Annotated in this window: 24 protein-coding genes; 10 read left to right on the top strand and 14 right to left on the bottom strand. The window is 74.5% G+C overall.

Annotated elements, in window-relative coordinates; translation table 11 throughout:
* Nucleotides 1–151: 151 nt before the first annotated feature.
* A complete protein-coding gene (locus AC0666_RS23305; protein ID WP_468971581.1) occupies nt 152–1,423 on the bottom strand; it encodes an HRDC domain-containing protein in 1,272 nt (423 codons plus the stop codon).
* Between the two features lie 254 nt (nt 1,424–1,677).
* On the opposite strand from AC0666_RS23305, the gene AC0666_RS23300 reads away from it, so the two are divergent.
* The gene (locus AC0666_RS23300; RefSeq protein ID WP_468585380.1) at nt 1,678–1,872 is read left to right on the top strand and encodes a hypothetical protein; all 195 of its coding nucleotides are present in this window, start codon (nt 1,678–1,680) and stop codon (nt 1,870–1,872) included.
* A gap of 162 nt (nt 1,873–2,034) precedes the next feature.
* Here the strand turns inward: AC0666_RS23300 and AC0666_RS23295 are convergent, their stop codons facing one another.
* Together AC0666_RS23295 and AC0666_RS23290 are read right to left on the bottom strand one after the other, a co-directional pair.
* Nucleotides 2,035–2,697 carry a helix-turn-helix transcriptional regulator gene (locus AC0666_RS23295; RefSeq protein ID WP_356847010.1) on the bottom strand — a complete coding sequence of 221 codons (663 nt, stop codon included), beginning with the start codon at nt 2,695–2,697 and terminating at the stop codon, nt 2,035–2,037.
* Between the two features lie 312 nt (nt 2,698–3,009).
* Nucleotides 3,010–3,666 carry a DUF3000 domain-containing protein gene (locus AC0666_RS23290; protein ID WP_468971584.1) on the bottom strand — a complete coding sequence of 219 codons (657 nt, stop codon included), beginning with the start codon at nt 3,664–3,666 and terminating at the stop codon, nt 3,010–3,012.
* Between the two features lie 91 nt (nt 3,667–3,757).
* Between AC0666_RS23290 and hemE the strand changes: the two genes are divergently transcribed.
* On the top strand, nt 3,758–4,822 hold the full coding sequence (gene hemE / locus AC0666_RS23285) for a uroporphyrinogen decarboxylase (RefSeq protein WP_468971586.1): 1,065 nt from the start codon (nt 3,758–3,760) through the stop codon (nt 4,820–4,822).
* 99 nt (nt 4,823–4,921) lie between these two features.
* On the opposite strand, the gene AC0666_RS23280 is transcribed toward hemE, so the two are convergent.
* Together AC0666_RS23280 and AC0666_RS23275 are read right to left on the bottom strand one after the other, a co-directional pair.
* Entirely contained in the window at nt 4,922–6,307 is a 1,386-nt protein-coding gene (locus AC0666_RS23280; protein WP_468971588.1) for an FAD-dependent oxidoreductase, read from the bottom strand.
* Nucleotides 6,308–6,374: 67 nt separating this feature from the next.
* The gene (locus tag AC0666_RS23275; RefSeq protein ID WP_468971590.1) at nt 6,375–7,427 is read right to left on the bottom strand and encodes a DUF4349 domain-containing protein; all 1,053 of its coding nucleotides are present in this window, start codon (nt 7,425–7,427) and stop codon (nt 6,375–6,377) included.
* 144 nt (nt 7,428–7,571) lie between these two features.
* Between AC0666_RS23275 and hemG the strand changes: the two genes are divergently transcribed.
* Both hemG and hemQ read left to right on the top strand, forming a co-directional pair.
* The gene (gene hemG, locus AC0666_RS23270; protein WP_478708221.1) at nt 7,572–9,074 is read left to right on the top strand and encodes a protoporphyrinogen oxidase; all 1,503 of its coding nucleotides are present in this window, start codon (nt 7,572–7,574) and stop codon (nt 9,072–9,074) included.
* 4 nt (nt 9,075–9,078) lie between these two features.
* Nucleotides 9,079–9,792: a hydrogen peroxide-dependent heme synthase gene (hemQ, locus tag AC0666_RS23265; RefSeq protein WP_478708220.1), complete on the top strand. Its 714-nt coding sequence runs from the start codon at nt 9,079–9,081 to the stop codon at nt 9,790–9,792.
* Between the two features lie 103 nt (nt 9,793–9,895).
* Here the strand turns inward: hemQ and AC0666_RS23260 are convergent, their stop codons facing one another.
* From AC0666_RS23260 to AC0666_RS23245, 4 genes are all read right to left on the bottom strand, one after another.
* Nucleotides 9,896–11,761, bottom strand: coding sequence for an alpha/beta hydrolase (locus AC0666_RS23260; protein ID WP_478708219.1), 1,866 nt, complete (start codon nt 11,759–11,761; stop codon nt 9,896–9,898).
* A 104-nt stretch (nt 11,762–11,865) separates the two neighbouring features.
* Nucleotides 11,866–12,924: a TIGR04222 domain-containing membrane protein gene (locus AC0666_RS23255; RefSeq protein WP_468971598.1), complete on the bottom strand. Its 1,059-nt coding sequence runs from the start codon at nt 12,922–12,924 to the stop codon at nt 11,866–11,868.
* Nucleotides 12,921–14,240 (bottom strand): MbnB/TglH/ChrH family RiPP precursor modification enzyme, encoded by a 1,320-nt coding sequence (locus AC0666_RS23250; RefSeq protein WP_478708251.1) that lies wholly within the window; start codon nt 14,238–14,240, stop codon nt 12,921–12,923. Before AC0666_RS23250 ends, AC0666_RS23255 begins: the two co-directional genes overlap by 4 nt.
* A 199-nt stretch (nt 14,241–14,439) precedes the next feature.
* Nucleotides 14,440–15,180, bottom strand: a complete 741-nt coding sequence (locus tag AC0666_RS23245; RefSeq protein ID WP_468971600.1) for an aminoacyl-tRNA hydrolase — start codon at nt 15,178–15,180, stop codon at nt 14,440–14,442.
* Between the two features lie 71 nt (nt 15,181–15,251).
* On the opposite strand from AC0666_RS23245, the gene AC0666_RS23240 reads away from it, so the two are divergent.
* From AC0666_RS23240 to AC0666_RS23225, 4 genes are read left to right on the top strand one after another with little or no spacing between them, the layout of a single operon-like run.
* A complete protein-coding gene (locus AC0666_RS23240; RefSeq protein ID WP_478708218.1) occupies nt 15,252–15,926 on the top strand; it encodes an AIM24 family protein in 675 nt (224 codons plus the stop codon).
* Nucleotides 15,923–16,747, top strand: coding sequence for an ABC transporter ATP-binding protein (locus tag AC0666_RS23235; RefSeq protein WP_478708250.1), 825 nt, complete (start codon nt 15,923–15,925; stop codon nt 16,745–16,747). Before AC0666_RS23240 ends, AC0666_RS23235 begins: the two co-directional genes overlap by 4 nt.
* Nucleotides 16,744–17,394 (top strand): ABC transporter, encoded by a 651-nt coding sequence (locus AC0666_RS23230; protein WP_478708217.1) that lies wholly within the window; start codon nt 16,744–16,746, stop codon nt 17,392–17,394. The genes AC0666_RS23235 and AC0666_RS23230 overlap by 4 nt, the downstream gene beginning before the upstream one ends.
* 13 nt (nt 17,395–17,407) lie before the next feature.
* On the top strand, nt 17,408–17,626 hold the full coding sequence (locus AC0666_RS23225) for a hypothetical protein (protein ID WP_468971604.1): 219 nt from the start codon (nt 17,408–17,410) through the stop codon (nt 17,624–17,626).
* 19 nt (nt 17,627–17,645) lie between these two features.
* On the opposite strand, the gene AC0666_RS23220 is transcribed toward AC0666_RS23225, so the two are convergent.
* The 5 genes from AC0666_RS23220 to zapE form a co-directional block, all read right to left on the bottom strand.
* Nucleotides 17,646–18,557 carry a polysaccharide deacetylase family protein gene (locus tag AC0666_RS23220; RefSeq protein ID WP_478708216.1) on the bottom strand — a complete coding sequence of 304 codons (912 nt, stop codon included), beginning with the start codon at nt 18,555–18,557 and terminating at the stop codon, nt 17,646–17,648.
* Between the two features lie 164 nt (nt 18,558–18,721).
* Complete coding sequence (locus tag AC0666_RS23215; RefSeq protein WP_468971696.1) at nt 18,722–19,558, bottom strand: PPK2 family polyphosphate kinase; 837 nt, start codon at nt 19,556–19,558, stop codon at nt 18,722–18,724.
* 213 nt (nt 19,559–19,771) lie between these two features.
* Nucleotides 19,772–21,127: an alkaline phosphatase PhoX gene (locus AC0666_RS23210; RefSeq protein ID WP_478708215.1), complete on the bottom strand. Its 1,356-nt coding sequence runs from the start codon at nt 21,125–21,127 to the stop codon at nt 19,772–19,774.
* Nucleotides 21,128–21,394: 267 nt separating this feature from the next.
* Entirely contained in the window at nt 21,395–21,820 is a 426-nt protein-coding gene (locus tag AC0666_RS23205) for an OsmC family protein (RefSeq protein WP_361712794.1), read from the bottom strand.
* A gap of 60 nt (nt 21,821–21,880) precedes the next feature.
* Complete coding sequence (zapE, locus tag AC0666_RS23200) at nt 21,881–23,017, bottom strand: cell division protein ZapE (protein ID WP_468971610.1); 1,137 nt, start codon at nt 23,015–23,017, stop codon at nt 21,881–21,883.
* A 36-nt stretch (nt 23,018–23,053) separates the two neighbouring features.
* On the opposite strand from zapE, the gene AC0666_RS23195 reads away from it, so the two are divergent.
* Together AC0666_RS23195 and AC0666_RS23190 are read left to right on the top strand one after the other, a co-directional pair.
* Nucleotides 23,054–23,824 carry a pyrimidine reductase family protein gene (locus AC0666_RS23195; protein WP_468971612.1) on the top strand — a complete coding sequence of 257 codons (771 nt, stop codon included), beginning with the start codon at nt 23,054–23,056 and terminating at the stop codon, nt 23,822–23,824.
* A 135-nt stretch (nt 23,825–23,959) separates the two neighbouring features.
* On the top strand, nt 23,960–24,427 hold the full coding sequence (locus AC0666_RS23190; protein WP_468585395.1) for an indole-3-glycerol phosphate synthase: 468 nt from the start codon (nt 23,960–23,962) through the stop codon (nt 24,425–24,427).
* Nucleotides 24,428–24,473: the final 46 nt, after the last annotated feature.

Below are 24,473 nucleotides of genomic sequence, written 5' to 3'. Positions count from 1 at the left end.
TTCACGGCGGGAGCGGCGAAGGTCACACTGCCGCGGAGGTCCGCGACGGGTCCGGTCCCTCCCGTACGCGCCCGCCGGCGCTCGTCCGCGCCGTGGCGCCGGGCACGCAGAAGCCCCCGGCCGGCCGGGGGCTTCAGGGGATGCGGGAGGGTCAGGCGGTGGCCCTGAGGGCCGTGGTCAGCGCAGCCGCCACCTGCTCGACCTGCCAGGGGCGGGCGCCGTAGCCGGCCAGGGCCTGGGCCACCGCGTCCTCCTCCAGCCGCTGCGGCGGCTCCCAGCACAGCCGGCGCACGGTGTCCGGGGTGATCAGGTTCTCCTGGGGCAGGTTCAGCTCCTCCGCCAGCGCCGACACCGCGGCGCGCGCCGCGGACAGCCGGGCCGCGGCGGCCGGGTCCTTGTCGGCCCAGGAGCGTGGCGGGGGCGGCCCCGCCGGAGTGGCGCCCGGCTGCGGCAGCTGGCTCTCGGGCAGCGCCTTCGCCCGGTCCACCGCGGCCATCCACTGGTCCAGCTGGCGCCGCCCCATCCGCTGCCCGTAGCCGGGCAGGGCCGCCAGCGCGTGCACGTTCGCCGGCAGCGCGAGCGCGGCCTCCACGATCGCCGCGTCCCCCAGCACCTTGCCGGGCGACACGTCACGGCGCTGCGCGATCCGGTCCCGCGACTCCCACAGCTCCCGTACGACCGCCATCTGCCGCCGGCGGCGCACCTTGTGCATGCCGGAGGTGCGGCGCCACGGGTCCTTGCGCGGCGGGGCGGGCGGGGCGGCCGCGATGGCGTCGAACTCCTGCCGGGCCCATTCCAGCTTGCCCTGCCGCTCCAGCTCCTTCTCCAGCGCGTCGCGCAGGTCCACCAGGAGCTCCACGTCGAGCGCGGCGTAGCGCAGCCACGGCTCGGGAAGCGGGCGGGTCGACCAGTCGACGGCGGAGTGGCCCTTCTCCAGGGCGTAGCCGAGCACGCTCTCGACCATCGCGCCCAGTCCGACCCGCGGGAAGCCGGCGAGGCGGCCGGCCAGCTCGGTGTCGAACAGGGAGGTGGGCACCATGCCTATTTCGCGCAGGCACGGCAGGTCCTGGGTGGCGGCGTGCAGGATCCACTCGGTGCCGGACAGGGCCTCGCCCAGGGCGGAGAGGTCGGGGCAGCCCACGGGGTCGATCAGCGCGGACCCCGCGCCTTCGCGGCGCAGCTGCACCAGATAGGCGCGCTGGCCGTAGCGGTATCCGGAGGCGCGCTCGGCATCGACGGCCACGGGTCCGGTCCCCGCGGCGAAGGCCGCGACCACCCGGGCGAGGGCCTCCTCGTCGGCGACCACCGGGGGGATCCCCTCGCGCGGTTCGAGCAAGGGAATCGGCGCCTTCTCGACGTCGTCCGGGGGGCCGCCCCCGGTGGTGGTGCGCAGGTCTGCTGCGGTCTCTTGGGCGTCGGTCACCGCTCAAGGGTATCCGCCCGCGCGACCGCCTGACCTGCGCCTTCGTGCAACGGAGGGGTTGACCTGCGAAAACGTGCCTCAGTACGTCCGGGCGCAGCGCGGCGATCCCGCCATCGGGTGTCCTGTATGTGCTCTCACGGCCGGAAACCGGGGCATCGCACCCCTGCGTCGCACGCCTCAGCCGCACGCATCAGCCGCACGCCCGCACACCCGCACGCGTCGCATCGCACAATGGAGCTGTACTCCGAAAGCCCGTGATCACCATGACACTCGACATCGAACGCGTGGCACAGTCCATCGCCCGCATGGACCGCGACGACCTCGCGAACCTGGCCGACGTGCTGCCGGCCCTGAAGTGGGACATCCCCGAGGGCGGCGACACCCGGGCCCAGGCCGAGATCCTCCTCAGCCAGGTCGTCGAAGCCCAGGAAGCCTACGAGCGGGGCTGAGCCCCGGGCCGTCACAGCGGCCCGTGCCGCGAACACCTCGCGCCTCGCCGGGAACACCTCGCGCCCGTCGCCGGAACGTTCCGTCGACGGGCGCGCAGTGGACGTGCGGACGGCTCCCGGAAATCCTCCGGCCCTCGCCCGGCCGGCGGCTGCCGGCCAGGGTCAGTGGATGATCCCGGTACGCAGGGCGACGGCGACCATCCCGGCCCGGTCCCCGGTGCCCAGCTTGCGGGCGATCCGGGCGAGGTGGGACTTGACGGTCAGGGCGGACAGGCCCATCGAGACGCCGATGGCCTTGTTGGACTGGCCCTCGGCGACGAGACGCAGGACCTCGACCTCGCGCCCGGAGAGCTCGCGGTAGCCGCCCGGGTGGCTCGGGGCACCCGGGGGGCGGCGGTGCATACGGGCGGCGGCAGCGCCGATGGGGGCGGCGCCGGGCCGGGTGGGGAGCCCGATGTTGGTCCGCGTACCGGTGACGACGTAGCCCTTCACCCCGCCCGCGAGGGCGTTGCGCACGGCGCCGATGTCATCGGCTGCGGACAGGGCCAGGCCGTTCGGCCAGCCCGCGGCGCGGGTCTCGGAGAGCAGGGTGAGACCGGAACCGTCGGGCAGGTGTACGTCGGCCACGCAGATGTCGCGCGGGTTGCCGACGCGGGGGCGGGCCTCCGCGATGGACGAAGCCTCGATGACGTCGCGTACTCCGAGGGCCCACAGGTGGCGGGTCACGGTGGAACGAACGCGGGGGTCGGCCACGACAACCATGGCCGTCGGCTTGTTCGGGCGGTAGGCGACCAGGCTTGCGGGCTGCTCAAGGAGAACGGACACCTAGGCCTCCTGGGGGAGTGGCGGGACGGCCGGCTCGGGGAAGGAAGCCGGTGCGAACCGTGCGGATGGTCACTGACTCCTTCGGCACGTCACCCGCCCGGCTTTAGGGAATGATCACGATTTGGTGAGTAACAATTCGGGCAATTCGGACGGGTGATCGATCATCAGGTGATCAGAAGCCCGCACCGGGCGTCCGGTTCTGACCTGTCGTCACGCTCACTCGATCGGCCGTTCTACGCCCGGCCGATCGGCTGTTCCCTGCCTGCCTGCCCGGGGTCGCGTCCGCTGCGTCCGCTGCGGCGCGGAGGCAGGCTACGGGTGGTGCGGACCGCGCCGCTGCGGCAGCGAGACGACGCCCGTGCCCGAGTCCGTCGGCCCGGCCGGCGGCAGCCCCGCGATCTGGCACAGCAGTTCACACCACGCCGCCAGGTGTGCCGGGGTGTCCGGCACCCCGCCCACCCCCTCGCGTGGCGTCCACGAGGCCCTGATCTCGATCTGGGTGGTCGGCCGCCGCTCCGCGAGCCCCCCGAAGGAGTGCGAGCTCGCCATGGTCACCGTCCCGCCCGCCTCCCCGTACCCGAGCCCGCGCGCCTCCAGCGCCCCGGTCAGCCAGGACCAGCACACCTCCGGGAGCAGCGGGTCCGCGGCCATCTCCGGCTCCAGTTCCGCCCGTACGAGGGTCACCAGCCGGAAGGTCCCGTGCCAGGCGTCGTGCCCGGCCGGGTCGTGGAGCAGGATCAGCCGGCCGTCGGCGAGGTCGTCCTCCCCGTCCACGACCGCGGCCTCCAGGGCGTAGGCGTACGGCGCCAGCCGCTGGGGCGGTTTCGTCGGGTCGATCTCGATCCCCGGCCGCAGCCGCGCCTTCTTCAAGCCGTCGACCGCCCGCCGGAACGGGAGCGGGACGGAGCTCTCCTTCGCGCTGTCCGTACCCCCGGCGCCATCTGAAAATCGTCCCTGAGCCGCAGCCATGCGGGGAAGACTAGGCGGAACGAGCGCCCCTGCGGCGCAGGGACACCCGCGCCGGGTCGGGCACTTCTTCATACGTGCGAAGATTTGCGGCGTGAGCGCCAATGACCGCCCCACGGGCCAGCCGAGTCAGACGTACGATTCCGCCTTCCTGAAGGCGTGCCGCCGGGAGCCGGTGCCGCACACCCCGGTGTGGTTCATGCGGCAGGCCGGGCGCTCCCTCCCCGAGTACCGCAAGGTGCGCGAGGGGACGCAGATGCTGGAGTCGTGCATGCGGCCCGACCTGGTCACCGAGATCACGCTGCAGCCCGTGCGGCGCCACAAGGTGGACGCGGCGATCTTCTTCTCCGACATCGTCGTCCCGCTCAAGGCCATCGGCGTCGACCTGGACATCAAGCCGGGCATCGGCCCGGTCGTCGCTCAGCCGATCCGCCGCCGCGAGGACCTCGCACAGCTGCGCGACCTGACCCCCGAGGACGTCTCGTACGTCACCGAGGCCATCGGCATGCTCACGGGTGAACTGGGCTCCACGCCGTTGATCGGTTTCGCAGGTGCACCTTTCACTCTCGCGAGCTACCTGGTCGAGGGCGGACCGTCGCGCAACCACGAGCACACCAAGGCCCTCATGTACGGCGACCCGCAGCTGTGGGCCGACCTGCTGGACCGCCTCGCCGAGATCACCTCGGCCTTCCTGAAGGTCCAGATCGAGGCGGGCGCCTCCGCGGTGCAGCTCTTCGACTCGTGGGTCGGGGCCCTGGCCCCCGCCGACTACCGCCGCTCGGTCATGCCGGCCTCGGCGAAGGTCTTCGAGTCGGTCGCCTCGTACGGCGTCCCGCGCATCCACTTCGGCGTGGGCACGGGCGAGCTGCTGGGCCTGATGGGCGAGGCGGGCGCGGACGTCGTCGGCGTCGACTGGCGGATCCCGCTGGACGAGGCGGCGCGCCGGGTCGGCACCGGCAAGGCACTCCAGGGCAACCTGGACCCGGCGGTGCTCTTCTCCACGCCGGAGGCGGTCGAGGCCAAGACCCGCGAGGTCCTGGACGCCGCCGCCTCCCTGGAGGGCCACGTCTTCAACCTGGGCCACGGCGTCCTGCCCACGACGAACCCGGACGCCCTGACCCGCCTCGTGGACTACGTCCACACGCAGACCGCACGCTGACCGCCGGGAACCCGCCCCCGTCCGTCAGGTGGTCACCCCCTCGCGCAGGGGAGGGCCACCAGGTCGTTGCGCGCCTCCCCTCCCGCTCGCGGGAGGGGCTCAGGGGCCGGCCGTGCGGACCGCCGTGGCCGCCTTGCGCGCGGCCACCAGGACGGGGTCCCAGACCGGGGAGAACGGCGGGGCGTAGCCCAGGTCCAGGCTGACCACCTGTTCCACCGTCATACCCGCCGTCAGGGCGACCGCCGCGATGTCCACCCGCTTCGCGGAGCCCGCGCCGCCGACGATCTGGACGCCCAACAGCCGGCCCGTACGGCGCTCCGCCAGCATCTTCACCGTCATGTCCGCGGCGGTGGGGTAGTAGCCCGCCGTCGTCGTCGAGCCGATCGTCGCGGTCACGAAGCGCAGCCCCGCCGCGAGCGCGTCCTTCTCCCGCAGCCCGGTCCGGGCGATCTCCAGGTCGCAGACCTTGCTCACCGCCGTCCCGACCACTCCCGGGAAGGTCGCGTAGCCGCCGCCCACCCCCGCGCCGATGACCTGGCCGTGCTTGTTGGCGTGCGTGCCCAGCGGGATGTGGCGCATCCGGCCCGAGATGAGGTCCAGGACCTCCACGCAGTCGCCGCCGGACCAGATGTTCTCGTACCCGCGGACCCGCATCGACAGGTCGGTCAGCACCCCGCCCGACTCCCCGAGCGGCAGGCCCGCCGCCCGGGCGAGCGCGGTCCGGGGCTCCACGCCGATGCCGAGGACCACCACGTCCGCCGGGTACTCCTCCCCGGACGCCGTCGCCACCGCGCGGACCCGGCCCTCCTCGTCCGCGAGGATCTTCGTCACCTCGGCGCGGGAGACCGTACGGATCCCCATGCGGTTCATCGCGCTGTGCACCAGGCGGCCCATGTCGGGGTCCAGGGTGGCCATCGGCTGCTCGCCGCGGTGCAGGACGGTGACCCCGTAGCCCCGGCCGACCAGGGCCTCCGCCATCTCCACCCCGATGTAGCCGGCCCCGACGACGACCGCCCTGCGGCCTTCCGTGCGCTCCAGGGTGTCCATCAGGCGCTGGCCATCGTCCAGCGTCTGTACGCCGTGCACCCCGTGCGCGCCGATGCCGGGCAGCCGGGGCCGCACCGGCCGGGCGCCGGTGGCCAGCACGAGCTTGTCGTAGCCCGTCCAGGCCTCGGCCCCGGAATCCAGGTCGCGGGACCGGACCCGGCTCCCGTCGAGGTCGAGCTCCACCACCTCCGTGCGGGTCCGCAGGTCGATGTGCCGGGCGCGATGCTCCTCGGGGGTGCGCGCGATCAGGTCGTCCCGCTCGGTGACCTGGCCGCCGATCCAGTACGGGATGCCGCACGCGGAGTACGAGGTGAAGTGGCCCCGCTCGAAGGCGACGATCTCCAGTTCCGCGGGGTCCTTGAGCCGCCGGGCCTGCGACGCGGCGGACATCCCCGCCGCGTCACCGCCGACCACCACCAGTCGTTCCCTCGCCGCCATCGTCCGCACCGTCCTCCACCGCCGCCGCCACCGTCTCCTGGGGAACACGCTACGGGGGAATGGGCGTTCAGTCCGAAGCGTGCTCCGATTCCGTCGGGTCCGCAGGCCGGTCGGCCGGGAGCGGCTGCCCCGCCGAGGCCGCCCGCGCCCCCGGGACCCGCCGGGGCGCCGGGCCCGCCGGGCCCGTCTTCGGCGAGGACGGGCGCAGTCGCCGGCGGACCCGCCACCCCAGGGCCGCCAGCGCCGCCGTGACCGCGAACGGCAGCACGGCGGCGACCGCCAGCACCAGGTGGTGCAGGAGCGTCGCGAAGACGTGCCAGCCGCCGCGCAGCGCGTCGGCGAAGGACGGCGGCGCGTCCTTCTTCGCCTCCGGTTCGGCCGCGGGCTCGGTGACCTCCACCGTGATCGTGCCCAGCGAGGTCTGGTCCTTCAGCGCCGTCTGCTGCGCCAGCAGGGATTCCAGGTCCGACTGACGCTTGCTCAGCTCGTTCTCCAGCATGACCACATCGGCAAGGGCCGAGGCCTTTTCCATCATGTCCCGCACCCGCGCCACGCTCGCCTGCTGCGACCTGACCCGGCTGTCGACGTCCGCGACCTTCTCCGTCACGTCCTGCGCCTCGACCGTGCGGCCGAGCAGCCTGCCGCTCCCCTCCAGGGCGCCGAGCACGGCGTCGAAGCGCTCGCCGGGCACCCGCAGGGTCACCGTCGAGGTCATCAGGCCGTCCTTCCCGCGCCGGGTGGACTCGTTGCCGACGAAGCCGCCCGCGCCCTCGGCCGCCGTGCGGGCCGCGGCCAGGGCCTTCTGGGCGTCCGCCGTCTCGATGGCGAGGGTGGCCGTACGGATCACGTGCGGGCGTACGGCGGGCTGCTGCGGGTTCTTGGCGGCATCAGCGGCCGGGGGAGCCGCGGCGCCCGCGCCCGACCCCGCCGCCGGGCCGGCCCCCGGCTTGCCCTGCGCGGGGCCGGCGGCGGCCCGGGGGTCCTTGGCCGAGGACTGCCCGGCCGCCTCGTCCCCGGCCCCGCAGCCGGTCAGGGCGAGCGTGCCCGCGAGGCAGAGGGCGGCCAGGGCGGCCGCGCCGCGCCGGTGGTTCGGGCCGTGTCCGTGCGCAGTGTGGTGCATGCATCCCCCCGGGATCGGCGTATGTGCCGGTTCGACGTACGGACTCCCGCCGCCGGTTTCGCCCGCGCGGTCCCGAGCCGGTCCCGATGCGGTCACGGTCCGGCCTCGGTGATCGGCCGCAGATCGGTCTGAGACGATGTGTCCATGCACGAAGCGGACATGCGTACGGATGCTGCGGCCGGGCGGCCTTCGGCCGGCCACGTCGTCGTCATCGGCGGCGGCATCGCCGGACTCGCGGCAGCCCACCGGCTCCTCGCCGAGGGCCTGCGCGTCACGCTGCTGGAGGCCGGCCCCCGCCTCGGCGGCAAGCTGCACGCCGGTGAACTCGCGGGACTCCCCGTCGACCTCGGCGCCGAGTCCGTGCTCGCCCGCCGGCCCGAGGCCATGGAACTGGCCCGGGCCGTGGGCCTCGGCGAGGCCCTGCAACCCCCCGCCACCGCCACCGCCCACCTGTGGACCCGCGGCGCCCTGCGACCCATGCCGCGCGGCCATGTCATGGGCGTCCCCGGCGACCTGGGGCCGCTCGCCGCGTCCGGCGTGCTCTCCGCCGAGGGCCTGGCCCGGATCGAGGCCGAAGGCTCGCTGCCGCCCACCCCGATCGGCGAGGACGTGGCCGTCGGCGAGTACATCGCGGCCCGGCTCGGCCACGAGGTGGTCGACCGCCTGGTGGAACCCCTGCTCGGCGGGGTCTACGCGGGCAACGCCTACCGCATCTCCATGCGCGCCGCCGTGCCCCAGCTCTTCGAGGCGGCCCGCACGCACGCCTCGCTGGGGGAGGGCGTACGGGAACTGCAGCGCCGGGCGGCGGCGCAGGGCGCGGCCGGTCCCGTCTTCTCCGGCATCGCCGGCGGCATCGGCCGGCTCCCGCAGGCCGTGGCCGAGGCCTGCCGGGCCGCCGGGGCGCGGATCAGCACCGGGACCGCCGTGCGCGAGGTCCTGCGTACGGTCGGCGGCTGGCGGGTCGTCGCCGCTGCCGAGGGAGCGCGGGCGGCGGAGGCCATCGACGCCGACGCCGTCGTCGTGGCCACCCCGGCCGGCCCCGCCGCCCGGCTGCTGGGCGACCTCGCCCCGGCCGCCGCCGCCGAGCTGCGCACCGTGGAGTACGCCTCGATGGCCCTGGTCACCATGGCGTTCCGGCGTTCCGAGCTGCCGGCCCCGATCACCGGGGGCGGTGCGAGCGGGTTCCTCGTACCGCCCGTCGACGGGCGGACCATCAAGGCGTCCACCTTCTCCAGCAACAAGTGGGCCTGGGCCGGTACCGACCCCGAACTCTTCCTGCTGCGCACCTCCGTGGGCCGCCACGCCGACGAGGGCGACCTCGCCCGGGAGGACTCCGAGCTGGTCGAGGTCTCGCTCCGCGACCTGGGCGAGGCCGTCGGCCTGACGGCCCGGCCCGTCGCCTCCACCGTGACCCGCTGGGACGGCGGCCTGCCCCAGTACCCGGTCGGGCACCTCGGCCGGGTGGCCCGGATCCGCGAAGCCGTCGCCGCGCTGCCCGGGCTCGCGGTGTGCGGCGCCCTCTACGACGGGGTGGGCATCCCGGCCTGCATCGCGAGCGCGGGCAAGGCCGCGGACGTGGTGGTCGCCACGTTGGCCTCGCGGGGGGCACCCCTGGCGCAGACCACTGATCCGCACACGGGACAATAGGCACATGACTGCACCGGAGAAGATTCCCAACGCGGGGAAGAAGGCGAAGGACCTCAACGAGGTCATCCGCTACACCCTGTGGTCCGTCTTCAAGCTGAAGGACGTACTGCCCGAGGACCGCGCCGGTTACGCCGACGAGGTCCAGGAGCTGTTCGAACAGCTGGCCGCCAAGGACATCACCGTCCGAGGCACCTACGACGTCTCCGGCCTGCGCGCCGACGCCGACGTCATGATCTGGTGGCACGCGGAGACCGCGGACGAGCTGCAGACCGCGTACAACCTGTTCCGCCGCACCAGGCTGGGCCGCGCGCTGGAGCCGGTGTGGTCGAACATGGCCCTGCACCGCCCCGCCGAGTTCAACAAGTCGCACATCCCGGCCTTCCTGGCCGACGAGGTCGCCCGCGACTACGTCAGCGTGTACCCCTTCGTGCGCTCGTACGACTGGTACCTGCTGCCCGACGAGGACCGCCGCCGCATGCTCGCCGACCACGGCAAGATGGCCCGCGGCTACCCCGACGTGCGCGCCAACACCGTCGCCTCCTTCTCGCTGGGCGACTACGAGTGGCTCCTCGCCTTCGAGGCCGACGAGCTCTACCGCATCGTCGACCTGATGCGTCACCTGCGCGCCTCCGAGGCCCGCATGCACGTCCGTGAAGAGGTGCCCTTCTTCACCGGACGCCGCAAGTCCGTCGCCGACCTGGTGGCCGGGCTCGCCTGATACCTCCCCTGGGGGGAAGGGCCGGAGGATCGACCTCCTCCGGCGGATCGGAAGACAGACCCGAACTTCCGAATCGACGCAGCCGGAGATCCCGCCCGGAAGTTCAGACGACAGGCGGCAGCAGTGCCCTGGGGGCCTTCCCCGTGGTGCTCGCCGCCCTGTCGTCCAGCGACACCGGCGCGGGCTCCGGATGCGGCGCACACGACACGCGCCACCCCGCGGTGGCACCCGTCAGCAGGTACCGCTCCACGTGGCGGTCGACGCAGTCATTGCGCCCGCCGACGACTCCGTGCGTGCCCGCCCCCCGCTCCGTGACCAGCGCGGCCTGCCGGCCGAGCCGCCGCTGGAGCTCCAGCGCACCCGGGTACGGGGTCGCCCCGTCCCGCTCCGCCGCGACGATCAGCGTGCGGGGGAGCGCGTCCGGCTGCGCGCCCACCGCCACCGGCTGCTGCCGCCCGGCCGCCGGCCAGTACGCGCAGGGCAGGTTCAGGAAGGTGTTGGGCCACGCCTCGAAGGGGGCGCGGCGGGCGGTCTCGGTGGTGTCGCGGTCCCAGGTCTCCCAGTCGGCGGGCCAGGGTGCGTCGTTGCACAGCACCGCCGTGTAGACGGCCCGGGCGTTCTCGCGTTCGGCCGCAGACTCCCGGTCGGGAACGGCCTGCCGGACGAGCGGGCCCGGATCGCCCGCCAGGAAGGCGCTGAGCGCCGCCGCCCGCTCCGCCCAGACGTCGTCGTAGTACGCGGCCTGCAGGAAAGCCGCCTGCAGCTCACCGGTGCCGACCACACCGCCCGCGGGGGTGCGGGCCACCGCGTCCCGCACCCGCTCGTAGCTCGCCTGTACGGCGGCCGGGGTGGCGCCGAGGCGGTAGACGGCGTGGTGACGGGCGGCCCAGGCGCGGAAGTCGGCCCAGCGGCGCTCGAACCCGACGGCCTGGTGGAGGTTGGCGCGGTACCAGATGCGGCGGGGATCCGGGTCGACCGCCGAGTCGAGGACCATGCGGCGGACGTGGCCGGGGTACAGCGTGGCGTAGACGGCGCCGAGGTAGGTGCCGTAGGAGGCGCCCATGAAGGTCAGCTTCTCCTCGCCGAGCGCGGCACGGAGCACGTGCAGGTCGCGGACGTTGTCGAGGGTGTTGTAGTACGGCAGGGCCGCACCGGCCCGCTGGGCGCAGCCGAGGGCGTAGGCGCGGGCGGCGGCGGTACGTTCCTCCTTGTACGCGGGGGAGGGCTCCGCGGGCACCTGCGTGGGGGCCCGGTCGTGCCGGGCGGGATCCTCGCAGGACAGCGGGGCCGAGCGGCCGACCCCGCGCGGGGCGTAGCCGACGAGGTCGTAGGCGGCGGCGATGCGCTGCCATTCGGGCAGGCCGCCGACGAGCGGAAAGAACATCCCCGAGGCTCCGGGCCCGCCCGGGTTGTACACGAGCGCCCCCTGCCGGTCGGCGCCCCCGCGCCCGTCGGCGGCGACGCGGCTGACGGTGAGGGTGATCCACGGGCCGTCGGGCCGGGCGTAGTCGAGCGGAACCGGCAGGGTCGCGCAGCGCACGGAGGTGGGCAGTTCCTCGACGGCGGGACATTCCCCGAACTCCAGCCGTCCGCTTCGGCCGCGGGCGTTCCCGGAGCTGCCGGCCTTCCCGGAGCTGCCTGCGCCCCCGGCGGCGGGAAGGGTGGGCGCCGAGGCGGCCTCTGCGGCGCGGCGGGCGACGAGCTCGGCCCCGGCGTTCTGGGCGGCCGCCCGGGCGAGCGCGTGGGGCGCAGCGGCGGCGGCCTCGCCGGCGGCCCGGGCGGCTGCGGCCCTGCCGGCTCCCGTTGTGGCGATTCGCTCCGTGCCGGCCGGGCCGGGGCCGGACGGGGATGCACGACCGAGCCCGGGGGCAGTGGCTTCGCCCGCGTGCGCCGGGGCCGGCGCCGGGGCGCACAGGAGGAGGCAGAGCGCCGCCGCGGCGACCCCGTGGCGTACGAGCGGAGTCGGCATACCAGCCCCTTCATCTCTTCGGATGAACCGATGAGATGTGCAAGGCGGCCGGTTGTACAGGACCACGGCCGGGTGTCGGCCGTGGTCCCCCCGTTTGCGGGCGGTCAGGAACTGCTGCTCCCGCAACTCGAACTGCTGCCGCAGCTGGAACTGCTGCTGCAGCTCGAACCGGAGGAGCTGCCGCAGCTGGATCCCGAGGAGCTGCCACAGCTCGAACCGCTGCAACTCGACGACGCGCAGCCCGAGCCCGAGTAGCCGCAGCCCGAACCGGAGTTGTCCCCGCCGCCGGTGTCGCTGCCCGCGCACCAGAGCACCGGGACGACCTCGGCAGGGGAGGCGCAGGAGGAGCCGGTGCGGGAGGAGGCGGCGTGGGAGGAGCCGGTTCGCGCGGCCCGCGCCTGGGCGGCGGCCAGGCGGGTGTCGCGGGCGGCCGGGAGCAGGTGCGCGCGCAGGTACGGGTCCTGCAGGCCCCGGAGCCCGTACAGGGCGGTCTGGACGTGCGGGGTCCGGTCGTTGAGGTACTGCGTGCGGAACTCCCGCAGTGCCGCCTGCCCCGCCGGGGTGATCCGCTGCCTGGCCCGGACCGCGAGGGCGCAGCCCAGCACGATGCCGCCGGCCAGGGCGGGGAACACCTTGATGATGAACGGCACCTGCGGGCCCGGGTCGAGCGCCAGCGCCACGAACGTGAGCGGCAGCGAGAACACCACCCACGCCGCGCACACGACGGCTTGGATCACCGCCCGGCGCCGCCACTTCCGGCCGGAACCGGGCGCCGCGAGCAGGCCCCGCTCGGCGAGCCCGTCGCCGGTCTCCTGGACGGCGGGATCGCGCATGGCCGCGTACCGCACCTGGTACAGCCAGCCGGAGGGGGCCTGCGCGCAGGCCTGGAGCACGGCGCGCTCGGCCGTGTCACCGGCCCGCGCTCCCGGCCGGACGTGGACGATCCCCGGTCCGCCGACGAGCAGCCGGCCGTCCCCGAGGAGCGAGACGAGCGCGGTGTCCACCACCGTTCCCGGGCCGCCCGCCATGAACGCGGCCTCGGACAGGTCGTGCAGCCGCGGCGCGGCACCGACCGCGGGCGGCAGGCTGCGGCGCACGCCGCGGAACAGCAGGACACAGGAGACGATGACGGCGATCCATATCGCGACGGCAAGAACGTTCATGCCGCCCGCCCCACGAGCGAGCGGGCCCACCGCACGACCCGGGCCGGCGGCCTCGCCCCGGCCCGCTCCCGCCACCAGGCGGTGAGCCGGCGCCGGGCGGCGGGGTCGGCGGGCAGGTCCCGGATCAGCAGGTGCTCGGCGAAGGCCAGCGCGTCCCGGCGGTAGCCCGCGGTCATGGGGCGGTTGCGGGCGTAGCCGAGGAACGCCTCGCGGTACGGCTCCTCGCCGCCCAGGATGGCGGGCAGCTCCGGCGCCAGCTTCGCGACCACCCCGGCCCGCTTGGCGGCGAGCGCCCGGGCCTGCACGCGTACCCGCTGCCGGTCGAAGCCCTCGGGCACCGGGGTCCCCGCGACGAGCGCGGACAGCAGCGCGGCCTGTTCCACCCCCACCCGCAACCTGGCCCGCTCCGCCGCAGGCGAGGGTGCGGGGTCCGGGGCGGGTGCGGGTGCGGGTTCCGGCGAGGGCACGGCGTGGGCGGCGGGCCGGGCGGGGCCGGCGTCCACCACCCCGCGGATCGCGGCCAGCTCCGCGGCCAGCTCCTCCTCATCCGGGAAGTCGTCGTCCCGCTCCAGCAGGACACCCGGCGGGTCGACCAGGGCCCGCAGCTGCGCCAGCAGGCCGAGGACCTCCTCCGGCACCGGGTGCGCGTGCGTGTCGTGCCACACCCCGCCCCGCTCGACGCCACCGGCGACGTGCACGTACGCCAGCGCCTCCAGCGGGATCCCGGCGAGCACGGCGAACGGGTCCTCCCCGCGGTTCACCCGGTTCGTGTGCAGGTTCGCCACGTCGATCAGCAGCCGGACGCCCGTGCGCTCAACCAGCTCCGTGAGGAACTGGCCCTCCGTCAGCTCCTCCCCGGGCCAGGAGACCAGCGCGGCGATGTTCTCCAGGGCCAGCGGCACCGGGAGGGAGTCCTGCGCGATCCGGACGTTCTCGCACAGCACGTCGAGCGCGTCCCGCGTGCGCTGCACGGGCAGCAGGTGCCCTGCCTCCAGCACCGCGCCCGGCGCCGGTGCCGGCGAAGACGCCCGTACGAACGCGATGTGCTCGGTGACCAGCGGCGCCCCCAGCGCCACCGCCCGCTCCCCGAGGGCAGCCAGCTTCTGCGGGTCGGGCCGCTCGGCGCCGCCGAGGCCGAGCGACACCCCGTGGGGTACGACCCGGACGCCGCGGTCGAGCAGCCGCTGCAAGGACGCGGGCAGGTGTCCGGGGCAGGTGTTCTCGGCCACCACCTCGACCCAGTCCAGCCCCGGCAGGCGCTCCACGGCGTCCGCGATCTCCGGCCGCCAGCCGATGCCCACCCCCAGGTGTGCCATGGGCTTCATGTCCCCCGCCCCCTCTCGTGGTCGTGTGCGGTGGTGATGGCCCCGAAGAGGTCGGGTCCAACCGCGGGAGGGGACGTTCAGAGCAACATTTGAGGTTCCACTGCCGGCCCCGTCCTGCAGCCCGTCATGCGCCGCGCCGACGGCCGGCGGGCGTGACGCCGGCCTCCGACGGCCGGCACCCGCCGCCCCGTCAGAACCGTGCCCGAAGCGCCGGGTGGTCCGCCACCACGGTCGCCGAGCCCGGCGCGATCTCCGTGAAACCGGCGTCCCGCACCACCGGCAGCCCGCTCCCGCCCAGCTCCGCCCACTGCCCGGGCGCGGCGGTCCGTACGGCCAGCCGGAAACCGGAGTCCCGCCACCGGTCCCGTTCCGGGCCGGTCAGCTCCCACCACGCCAGCTGCGCCGCGTGCCCGGCCTGGGCCATCGCCTTGCCCGCGGACATGTCCAGGTCGGGGTTGAGCCACAGCACCGGCACGCCCGGCTCGGCCGGACCGGCGGGCTCCGGATCGTCCAGATCCGTGCCCGACACCTGGAGCTTGGCCAGCTCCTTGGGCCAGCCGTCGAGCGGCACCGGCGGGAACACCCGTACCTGCGAGCGCTCCCCGTGCACCGTGACACCCGGCAGGGTCTCCGCCTTGCGCCACTCCGCCCCGCGGGCCCGCCGCACCACCTTCCGGATCCGCGCGTCCTGCCAGTCCCGGACCGCCTCGGCCCACTCGCCCCCGCCCTGCGCGCGCTCGTCCGCCAGCAGGACCAGGACGGCGCGGGCGGCCGTCTCCAGCGCGTCCGTCCGGGCCGGCGGCTCGGCCTTCTCGATGCGGACCACCAGGGGCAGGACGAACTGCGGTGCCTCGTCCCGGGAGATGCGGCCCTGCCGGAACGGGCTGTCCGCTCCGACGGCCGGGGCCGGTGTGGTGTGCTCGGTGCTCATCCGGCCAAGGATGCCAGGCTCCGACTTGAGGATGATGCCGCGGGGGTGCGTGCCAGGTGAGGATCGGGCTCATGAAGAGCGACCTTTTCGCGTCCGAGAACCTGGCTCCGCAATCCGCCACTCCGGGCATGATCCTGCAGAACGCCAAGTCCGTGAAGTACACCGTCAACGGTGAAATGCTGGCCCGCCAGGGCTCGATGGTCGCCTTCCGGGGCAACCTCCAGTTCGAGCGGAAGGGGCAGGGCCTGGGCAACCTGCTCAAGCGCGCCGTCACCGGAGAGGGCCTGGCGCTGATGGCCGTCCGCGGACAGGGCGAGGCCTGGTTCGCCCACCAGGCCGGCAACTGCTTCATCATCGACTTCGAGCCGGGCGACGCGCTGACCGTCAACGGCCGCAACGTGCTCTGCTTCGACCCGACGCTCTCCTACGAGATAAAGGTGGTCAAGGGTGCGGGCATGACCGGCGGCGGCCTCTTCAACAGCCTCTTCACCGGCACCGGCAAGCTCGCCGTGGTCTGCGACGGAAACCCGATCGTCATCCCGGTCACGACCCAGTCCCCGGTGTACGTGGACACGGACGCGGTGGTCGGCTGGAGCGCGCAGCTGGAGACGGGACTGCACCGCTCCCAGTCGGTCGGCTCGATGATCCGCGGCGGCTCCGGGGAGGCCGTCCAGCTGAAGCTGAGCGGCGAGGGCTTCGTCATCGTCCGGCCCAGCGAGGTGACCGAGACGGCGGCGGCCCACTGAGGCTCACCGGCGTCGGCCGCCGCCACGGTCTGCGGCGGCCGTGGGTGCTGCGCGGGGTCACCCTGGAGCTGCCCGCGGGGGCGCTCGTCCGCGTCGAAGGGCGCAACGGCGGCGGCAAGTCCACCCTGCTGCGCCTCCTCGCCGGCATCGACCGCCCGACCGAGGGGCGCATCACCGGCCGCCCGCGCCCTACGGCCTACGTACCTGAGCGCTTCCCAGCCGCGCTGCCGCTCACCGCGAGCGCCTACCTGGCCCACATGGGTCGGGTGCACGGGCTCTCCCGTGCCGCGGCCGAGGACCGGGCGGCCGGCTGGCTGGAGAGGTTCGGCGCCGCCGCGTACGCCCGCACCCCGCTGGCCGAGCTCTCCAAAGGCAGCAGCCAGAAGGTCGCCGTCGCCCAGGCACTGCTCGCCGAACCCGGACTGCTCGTCCTCGACGAAGCGTGGACCGGGCTCGACGCGCCGGCCCGCGCCGAGCTGGACCGGGCCGTCGCCGAGCGGACCGCCGCCGGGGGCACGGTGGTCTTCGTCGACCACGACCCGGCGCGGCTGGCGGGGGCCGCCGACGCGCACTACCGGGTCGAGGGGACCGGGCTGGTTCCCGTACGCACGGGCGCGGACGGCGGCCCGTACGTACGGATCGAGGCCGCCGGACCGCCGGGCTCCGCACCGCCCCCCGAGCTGGCGGCGCGGCGCGCGCCCGGCGGCGTCCTGCTGCTGACGGTGCCCGCCGCCCGGTCCGACGCGGTGCTGCGGGAGCTGCTCATGGCGGACCCGCCCTGGCACATCCGAGCCGTCAAGGAATGCGAGGAGGCGAAGTGAGCGGGTTGCTCCGCTACCAGAGCGCCCTGCTGCTGCGCTCCCAGCGGTGGATCGGCCCGCTGCTGCTGTACGCCGCCGTGCTGGCCGTCGGGATCCAGCCGGGCGATCCGATGCCGGACTCGCTGGGCTTCGCGGCCGCCGGGCTGGTCCCGGTCACCGCCTGGCTGGTCCGGGTCTGCGTGACCAACGAGCCCGACGCCGCCCGCGACTGCGCGGCCGCCGCGGCCGGTCCCGTACGGGTGCATGCGGCGGCGCTGCTCACCGCCCTCGGCTGGACGGCACTCGCCGGTGCGGCGGGTGCGGCGGCGGTGGTACTGACCGGCGACCGCGGCGGCGTGGAGCCCGGGACGGCCGCCGGTGCCGGGGCGCTCGCCGTGGCGGCGTGCTCCCTGACCGGCACCGCCGTGGGGGCGGTGTGCAGCAGGCCGGTGCTGCGCTCGGGCGGCTTCGCGCTGCTCGCGGGCGGCCTGGGCTCGCTGCTCGCCCTGGGCCTGGGCGGCTCACCGGCGCGCAGCGCGGTGGGTGCGCTGACCGTGGGGGCCCGGGCGGGCACGGTGGTGCTCCCGCTGGGCGCCGCGGCGGGCGCGCTGGTGCTGGCCGGCGGGGCGGGGGCGCTGGCCTGCCTCGTCAGTGCGCGGCGCAGCTGAGTACGCTCGACGCATGGACGCAGAAGACCGCGCCGACGCACCGGACCGGCCGGCCGGGACCGAGTCGTACTGCCCCGCCCCGGCCGCACCGGCCCGCCCGGCGCCCGGGCCGCCGTACGCCGACTGCGTGGAGTGCGGCAAGCGCACCGAGTACGGGGTGGCCACACCGGGCGTGGTGCTGTGCCCGGTGTGCGAGTGGCAGGACGCGGAGCGCACCGCCTGCTCCGGCTGAGCCGACCGGACCCGGAGGGTCACTTTCCGATGAGCTCGGAGACCTTCACGAAGCGGTAGCCGCGCTTGCGCAGCTCCGGGACGATCTTCCGCACGGCCTCCTCGGTGACCGGCGCCGCACTGCGGGTGCAGTGCATGACCACCACCGAGCCGGGTTTCACGCCCGTGAGCACCTGCTCGGCCACCGCGTCCGGGTCCTTGGCGAAGGCGTCCCCGCTGACCACGTCCCACTGGACGGCCGTGACCTTGGCGGTGGACAGGACGCGCAGGGTGGCGTCGTCGTAGCAGCCGCCGGGGAAGCGGAAGTACGGGACGGTGTTGACCGCGCCCGCCGTGCGGAAGGCGGCGAAGGCCCGGTCCACGTCGGCCCGGGCGGCGGCGGGGTCGAGCGCCGGGAGCCCGTAGCAGGGGGACTTGAAGGCGTGGTGGCTGTAGGAGTGGTTCGCGACCTCGAAGTTCGGATCGGTGCCGATGGACTTCGCCTGGTCCGGGTACTCCTCGGCCCAGCGCCCTGTCATGAAGACGGTCGAGGGCACCTGGAGCGTGCGGAGGGTCGCGATCAGCTCGGGGTTGTCGAAGCGCTCCCCGCTCGCGGCGCGCGGCCCCTGATCGGAGGTCATGTCGGCGTCGAAGGTCAGGGCGACGGCCTTGTCGGTGTGCTGCTTCGCACGCTCGAAGACCGGGGTCAGGCCGTTCGGGCCGGGCGCCAGGGTCGGAGCCTTGGCGGGCGGCGCGGCGGCTCCCCCGGGCGAGGCCGCCCCGGGGGAGGAGGCCGAGGACGGCACCGCGGAGCCCGCGGGCGTCCCCATCCGGGCCTGCCCGGCACTGCCGGCTGCGGAGCCGCCGGAGCCACCGCCGCATCCGGCGAGGGCGGCGGCGAGAGCGGCACTGAGGGCGGCAGTAGCCGCCGCTTTGCGCACATAAAAGGTCACGCAGGCAAAATATATGACAATGTGCCAATCACAGGTCTACGGCGCGAAGCCAGAAGCCTGACCCCGGCCGAGCGACCCCGGGCGTGCGACCTCCTGATGTTCACCCTGACCGCGCGGGTTGCAGCCCTTCCTCGGAGGCGCCGGACAGCCGGTGATTCGGCCCCTCAGGTCCGGAGCAGGCGTGCGCGGCAATCCTCGATGTCGAAGTCGAAGTCGCCCTCGGGGTAGTGCGGGTCGAGCTCCTCCAGGTGTTCCAGCAGCAGTTTGCTGATGGCCCAGTTGCGGTACCACTTGCGGTCGGCCGGGACGACGTACCAGGGCGCGGCCGTCGTGGAGCAGCGTTCCAGGGCCAGTTCGTACGCCTGCTGGTAGGCGGGCCACAGGGCGCGCTCCTCGATGTCGCCCAGGTTGAACTTCCAGTGCTTGGCGGGGTTGTCGAGCCGCGCCAGGAGCCGTCGGCGCTGCTCCTCGTACCCGATGTGGAGGAAGACCTTCACCACCGTGACGCCGTCGTCCACCAGCGACTGCTCGAAGTGGTTGATCTCGTCGTAGCGGCGCTCCAGCCGGCTGGACGGCACCAGCTCGTGCACGCGGGCGATCAGGACGTCCTCGTAGTGCGAGCGGTCGAAGATGCCGATCTCGCCCGGCTCGGGGAGGGCGTTCATGATGCGCCAGAGGAAGGGGTGGTTCCGCTCCTCGGGGGTGGGCGCCTTGAAGGCCGTGATCCGGCAGCCCGACGGGTTGAACTGGCCGATCACGTGCTTGACCGTGCCGCCCTTGCCGGAGGTGTCCATGCCCTGGAGGACGAGCAGCAGGCGCCGGCGGTCCCCGGCGGTACTGGCCGCGTACAGCCGCTCCTGGAGGGAGGCGAGCGGCTTGGCCAGGGCGGCGGTCGCCGCCACCCCGGCCGCCTTGTCGGCGGGGCCGGCCGGTACCCCCGCGGCGGGGAGGGCGCCGAGGTCGACCCGGTCGCCGGCGGGGACGCGCAGCAGCGGGCGCAGCGAGGGCTGCGCCTCGGCCGCGGCCGGGTGCTGCGCCGGCTGAGGCTGCTCCGGCTTCTCCGCCCTCTTCGGCGCCTCCGGCCGCTCAGGCTTCTTGAGCTTCTTCGGATGCTTCTGCTTCTTCGGCTTCTCCGGTTTCCGCGCCACGGCCGTCTGCCCCAATCCGTCGACTCCGTACGATCGTCCCGCACATCGAACGACGGTGCGAGGCGGTCAGTTCCAGGGGCCCGTCACGGCGAAGGTGGTTCCGGGGTTGTAGGCGTTGACGTACATCGTCCGCGCGTCCGGGGAGAAGGTCACCCCGGCGAACTCCCCCCACTCCGGCGCCCCGGGTCGGCCGATGTCCTGGGCATTGCGTGCCATGGGGTACACCTCCCCGGCCGGGGTCAGGCCGAAGACGTACTGCGCGCCGCCGCCGTCCTCGCACACCATCAGGCCGCCGTCGGGCGCCAGGCAGATGTTGTCGGGGCCGTCCCCGGGCAGCTGGACGTCGGCGGCGGGGCCGAAGACCACCTCCAGCCGGATCACGGACCGCCGCGGATCGTGGAACCACACCTGGCCGTGGTGGTCGGCGGCGGCGCCCTCGCGGCTGCGGGCGTAGCTGGACACGAAGTACACGCCGCTGCCGCCCCAGTAGCAGCCCTCCAGCTTCTGGGCGTGGGTGATCCCGCCCGGCCCGAAGTCCTGGAAGCGGATCGGGGTGGTGGCCGCCGCGGGGTCCGGGACGCGCACCCACTCCACCGGGAACTCGGTGCCCGGCTCGCTCACCACCGACAGGTCCGCCACCCCCGGCACGCGCAGGGCCTCCAGCGTGCCGCCGGCCCGCAGGGAGCAGGGGCCGCCGAGCGGGCGCGCGGGCAGGAAGCGGTAGAACAGGCCGAAGGGCTTGATGAAGGCGTCCTCGGTCTCGTAGACGGTGCCGGCGGACGGGTCGACGGCGACGGCCTCGTGCGCGAAGCGGCCCATCGCGGTGAGCGGAACGGCCCCGCAGCGGTGCGGGTCGGCGGGGTCGACCTCGAAGACGTAGCCGTGGTCCTTGGTGTACCCGGTGGCGTCCCCGGCCCGGTCCTCGGTCTCCTCGCAGCTGAGCCAGGTGTTCCAGGGCGTACGCCCGCCCGCGCAGTTGACGGCGGTGCCGGCGAGGCCGACGCGCTCGCCGGTGACCCGGCCGGCGGGGTCGAGGTCGAGGACGGTGCAGCCGCCGAGGGCGTGCGGGTCGTACGTGAGCCCCTCCACCGGGGGCACGCGCAGGGCGGCGGTGGGCTTGTTCTCGTGGTTGCGCACCAGCCGCACCCGCCCCCGGCCCGCGTCGAAGGCGGCCATGCCGTCGCAGTTGGCGGGTACGGTGCCCTCGCCGGACCGCAGCGGGTCCCCGGCCCGGGAGAGCACCCGGTAGCCGAATCCGGCGGGCAGATCGAGCAGGCCGCGCGGGTCGGGCAGCAGCGGCCCGTACCCCTGTCGTACCTGCGCGGCCCGCGGGCTCGCGGCGAAGAGGGCGCCGAGGGTTCCGGAGAAGGCGATGCCGAGGCCGGTGCCGGCGGCGAGCAGGCTGCGTCGGGTGAGGGACATCGAAGGCTCCCGGGGCGAGGGGTGAGGGGGTGAGGGGCCGTGGTACCACGCGGACCCGCCGGCCGCGCCCTGACGCGTGCGACGGCCCCCGGCGGCTCACCCCACCGGCCGGATCCCGTCCCGAGGGCGCCGGGCCCGGCCGGGCACCGGCAGGGGCGCCCGGCCAGGGGCCGCGGCGGCGGCTCGGCAGAGGGGCGCGGACGGCCGGGGGATGCGGTCGCCGGACCGGCCCCGCGCTCGGGGTGCTGCGTCCCCGTGCCGTGCCCGTCAGGCGAGCTCGGCGCTCAGGGTGATCGTCGTCCCCGTCAGGGCCTGGCTGACCGGGCAGTTCTTCTTGGCGTCCTCGGCAGCGGCGACGAAGGCGTCGTTGTCCAGGCCCGGGACCTCGCCGCGCACCGAGAGGTGGATGCCCGTGATGCCCTCACCCGGCTGGAAGGTGACGTCGGCCTTGGTCTCCAGGCGGGTGGGCGGGGTGCCCGCGCCGGCCAGGCCGTGGGACAGGGCCATCGAGAAGCAGCTGGAGTGGGCGGCGGCAATCAGTTCCTCGGGGCTGGTCTTGCCGTTCGCCGCCTCCGCGCGCGAGGGCCAGGAGACGTCGTACGAGCCGATGCCCGAGGAGTCGAGGGTGACGACGCCCTTGCCCTCCAGCAGGTTGCCCTCCCAGACGGTGTGGGCGTGACGCGTGGTGGCCATGGTGGATCCCTTCGCAGAAGTGGACACGGCCGGCTCGCGGAACGGGCCGGCGCCCCCAACCTACTGGGACACCAGGGGCTTCGCGTCGCGCGCGAGCGCGGTGAGCCGCGAGATGGCGCGGAAGTACTTCTTGCGGTAGCCGCCGTTCAGCATCTCGTCACTGAACAGCCGGTCGAAGGGCGCTCCCGAGGCGACCACGGGTATCTCGCGGTCGTACAGCCGGTCCGCGAGGACGACCAGCCGCAGCGCCGTCGACTGGTCCGGCACGGGCCCCACGTCGGTCAGGCAGACCGCCGATATGCCCTCGGTCAGGGCGCCGTAGCGGCTCGGGTGGACCCGGGCCAGGTGGTCCAGCAGGCCGGGGAAGTCGTCCAGGCTGGCGCCCTCGGTGGCGTACGCGGTCTTCGCCACCTGCTCGTCCGAGAACGGGGCCGGGGCCTCCGGCAGGCCGCGGTGGCGGTAGTCCTGGCCGTCGATCCGCAGCGGGCGGAAGTGTGCCGACAGGCCCTGGATCTCCCGCAGGAAGTCGGCGGCGGCGAACCGGCCCTCGCCGAGCTTGCCGGGCAGCGTGTTCGAGGTGGCGGCCAGCGCCACGCCCTGCTCCACCAGGCGGCTGAGCAGGGAGGACACCAGGACGGTGTCACCCGGGTCGTCGAGCTCGAACTCGTCGATGCACAGCAGCCGGTGCCCGCCCAGGGTCTGCACGGTCTGCTGGAAGCCGAGCGCGCCGACCAGGTTGGTCAGCTCCACGAAGGTGCCGAATGCCTTCAGCGCGGGCTCGGCCGGGGTGGCGTGCCACAGGGAGGCGAGCAGGTGGGTCTTGCCGACGCCGTAGCCGCCGTCGAGGTAGACCCCGCGCGGGGCGGCCGGGGCCGCGCTCTTCGGGGTCCTGGAGAACCACCGCCGCTTGCCGGAGCCGGTGGCGTGGGCCCCGCCCAGGCCGGCGGCGAAGCCGCTCAGCACGGTGACGGCCTCGGCCTGGCTCGGCTGGGCCGGGTCCGGGACGTACGTGTCGAAGCGCACCGAGTCGAACCGCGGCGGCGGCACCATCTCGGCCACCAGCCGTTCGGCGGGCACGCGCGGCTCTCGGGCGCACAGCGCCTGCGGGCCGGCATCGACCGTGTCGGCCGCGGGGGCCGTACCGGCTATCGGGGATCGCCCGGAGCGGGGACCGGAGGCGGAGAGTGAGGTTGACACAGCTCTTAACTCTACGGGTCATGGCACACTGCACCGATGCGACGCCTGTTCCCTGTGACCGATCAGACACCCGCCGCCACGGACCGCGAGTGGTCGCTCGACGAGCTGGCCGAGGCCTACGATTACCCCGCGATGCGGCCGGACGGCCACTGGCTGCGGGCGAACATGGTGTCGACCCTGGACGGCGCCGCCCAGCACGACGGGCGCTCGCAGCCGATCTCCGGCGAGACCGACATGCGGATCTTCGGCACCCTCCGGGCGCTCGCCGATGTGGTGGTCGTCGGAGCCGAAACGGTTCGCCAGGAGGGCTACCGCCCGGCCCGGGCCCGGGAGGCCTTCGCGGCCCGGCGCGCGGCCGCCGGCCAGGGCCCCGCCCCGGCCATCGCGGTGGTCACGGCCGGTCTGGACCTGGACTTCTCCCTGCCGCTGTTCACCTCGCCCCTGGTGCCCACCCTCGTCGTCACCGGGGCGGCCGCGCCCGCCGACCGGGTCGCCGAGGCCACCCGGGCCGGGGCCCAGGTCGTGGTGGCCGGAGAAGGCGCGGGCGCCGACCCCGTACGGGTGGTGCGCGAGCTCGCCGACCGGGGGCTGCGCCGCCAGCTCACCGAGGGCGGTCCCCGGCTGCTGGGCCAGTTCGTGGCCGCCGACGCACTGGACGAGCTGTGCCTGACGATCTCGCCGATGCTCACGGCGGGGACCGCCCAGCGCATCTCGGCAGGTCCGTCGATCACGGTGCCGCAGCGGCTCGCGCCGGCCTCCGTACTGGAGGAGGCCGGGTTCCTCTTCACGAGCTACCGTCGGATCTGACAAGGGGCGGAACTCCCCGTTCCGCTTAGCTTGCGCTGGGCACATATACCTGCGCAGGCCCCGTGCGAGAGCGGGGCAGGATGGTTTCCGCAGGGGCCGGCCGACCGGCCGCGGCCCATGAAGGAGAGGGCGTCCGTGTTCACGAGCGTATTGATGATCGAGCAGCCGCTGACCCCGGTCGACGTGGACTTCGTCACCACCCTGCACGGGGACGACCCGGTCTCCTTCGTCGTCCTCATGCAGCCCCGGGGCGACCAGGACCGGCTGCTGCGCGCCATCGACGACGTGGCGCTCGGCGAGCTGCCCGAGGCCCTGCGCGAGGCCGACATCCCCGAGGGGAAGGCCGCCCGCGGCCCCGCCGAGCAGGCGCTCGCCCATTCCCTGGAGGCGTTGCGCCGAAAGGGTGCCACGGCCGTCGGACAGCTGGTCGAGGACCATCCGCTCGACAAGCTGAAGACGGTCGTGGAGGAGTCGACGGCCGACGAGGTGATCGTCCTGACCGCCCCGCACTTCGTGGAGGAGTTCTTCCACCGGGACTGGGCCTCGCGGGCCCGGCACAAGGTCGGCGTTCCGGTGCTCAAGCTCTTCGCCCACAACGAATAGGCTGGCCCCCGACATACTCGTCCGCACCCGTCCGACCCGCACCCTG

The sequence above is a fragment of the Streptomyces sp. NPDC043680 genome, assembly GCF_056436685.1.
Note: the sequence above shows the minus strand (reverse complement) of the source record. Positions and strands in the feature narration are given on the sequence as shown.

Excerpts from the sequence above, each read along its gene's own strand:
- AC0666_RS23290 (WP_468971584.1), bottom strand. The coding sequence starts at position 3,666 with ATGGCTGCGGCTCAGGGACGATTTTCAGATGGCGCCGGGGGTACGGAC.
- AC0666_RS23280 (WP_468971588.1), bottom strand. The coding sequence starts at position 6,307 with ATGGCGGCGAGGGAACGACTGGTGGTGGTCGGCGGTGACGCGGCGGGG.
- AC0666_RS23275 (WP_468971590.1), bottom strand. The coding sequence starts at position 7,427 with ATGCACCACACTGCGCACGGACACGGCCCGAACCACCGGCGCGGCGCG.
- hemG (WP_478708221.1), top strand. The coding sequence starts at position 7,572 with ATGCACGAAGCGGACATGCGTACGGATGCTGCGGCCGGGCGGCCTTCG.
- hemQ (WP_478708220.1), top strand. The coding sequence starts at position 9,079 with ATGACTGCACCGGAGAAGATTCCCAACGCGGGGAAGAAGGCGAAGGAC.
- AC0666_RS23260 (WP_478708219.1), bottom strand. The coding sequence starts at position 11,761 with ATGCCGACTCCGCTCGTACGCCACGGGGTCGCCGCGGCGGCGCTCTGC.
- AC0666_RS23255 (WP_468971598.1), bottom strand. The coding sequence starts at position 12,924 with ATGAACGTTCTTGCCGTCGCGATATGGATCGCCGTCATCGTCTCCTGT.
- AC0666_RS23250 (WP_478708251.1), bottom strand. The coding sequence starts at position 14,240 with ATGGCACACCTGGGGGTGGGCATCGGCTGGCGGCCGGAGATCGCGGAC.
- AC0666_RS23245 (WP_468971600.1), bottom strand. The coding sequence starts at position 15,180 with ATGAGCACCGAGCACACCACACCGGCCCCGGCCGTCGGAGCGGACAGC.
- AC0666_RS23240 (WP_478708218.1), top strand. The coding sequence starts at position 15,252 with ATGAAGAGCGACCTTTTCGCGTCCGAGAACCTGGCTCCGCAATCCGCC.
- AC0666_RS23225 (WP_468971604.1), top strand. The coding sequence starts at position 17,408 with ATGGACGCAGAAGACCGCGCCGACGCACCGGACCGGCCGGCCGGGACC.
- AC0666_RS23210 (WP_478708215.1), bottom strand. The coding sequence starts at position 21,127 with ATGTCCCTCACCCGACGCAGCCTGCTCGCCGCCGGCACCGGCCTCGGC.
- AC0666_RS23205 (WP_361712794.1), bottom strand. The coding sequence starts at position 21,820 with ATGGCCACCACGCGTCACGCCCACACCGTCTGGGAGGGCAACCTGCTG.
- AC0666_RS23195 (WP_468971612.1), top strand. The coding sequence starts at position 23,054 with ATGCGACGCCTGTTCCCTGTGACCGATCAGACACCCGCCGCCACGGAC.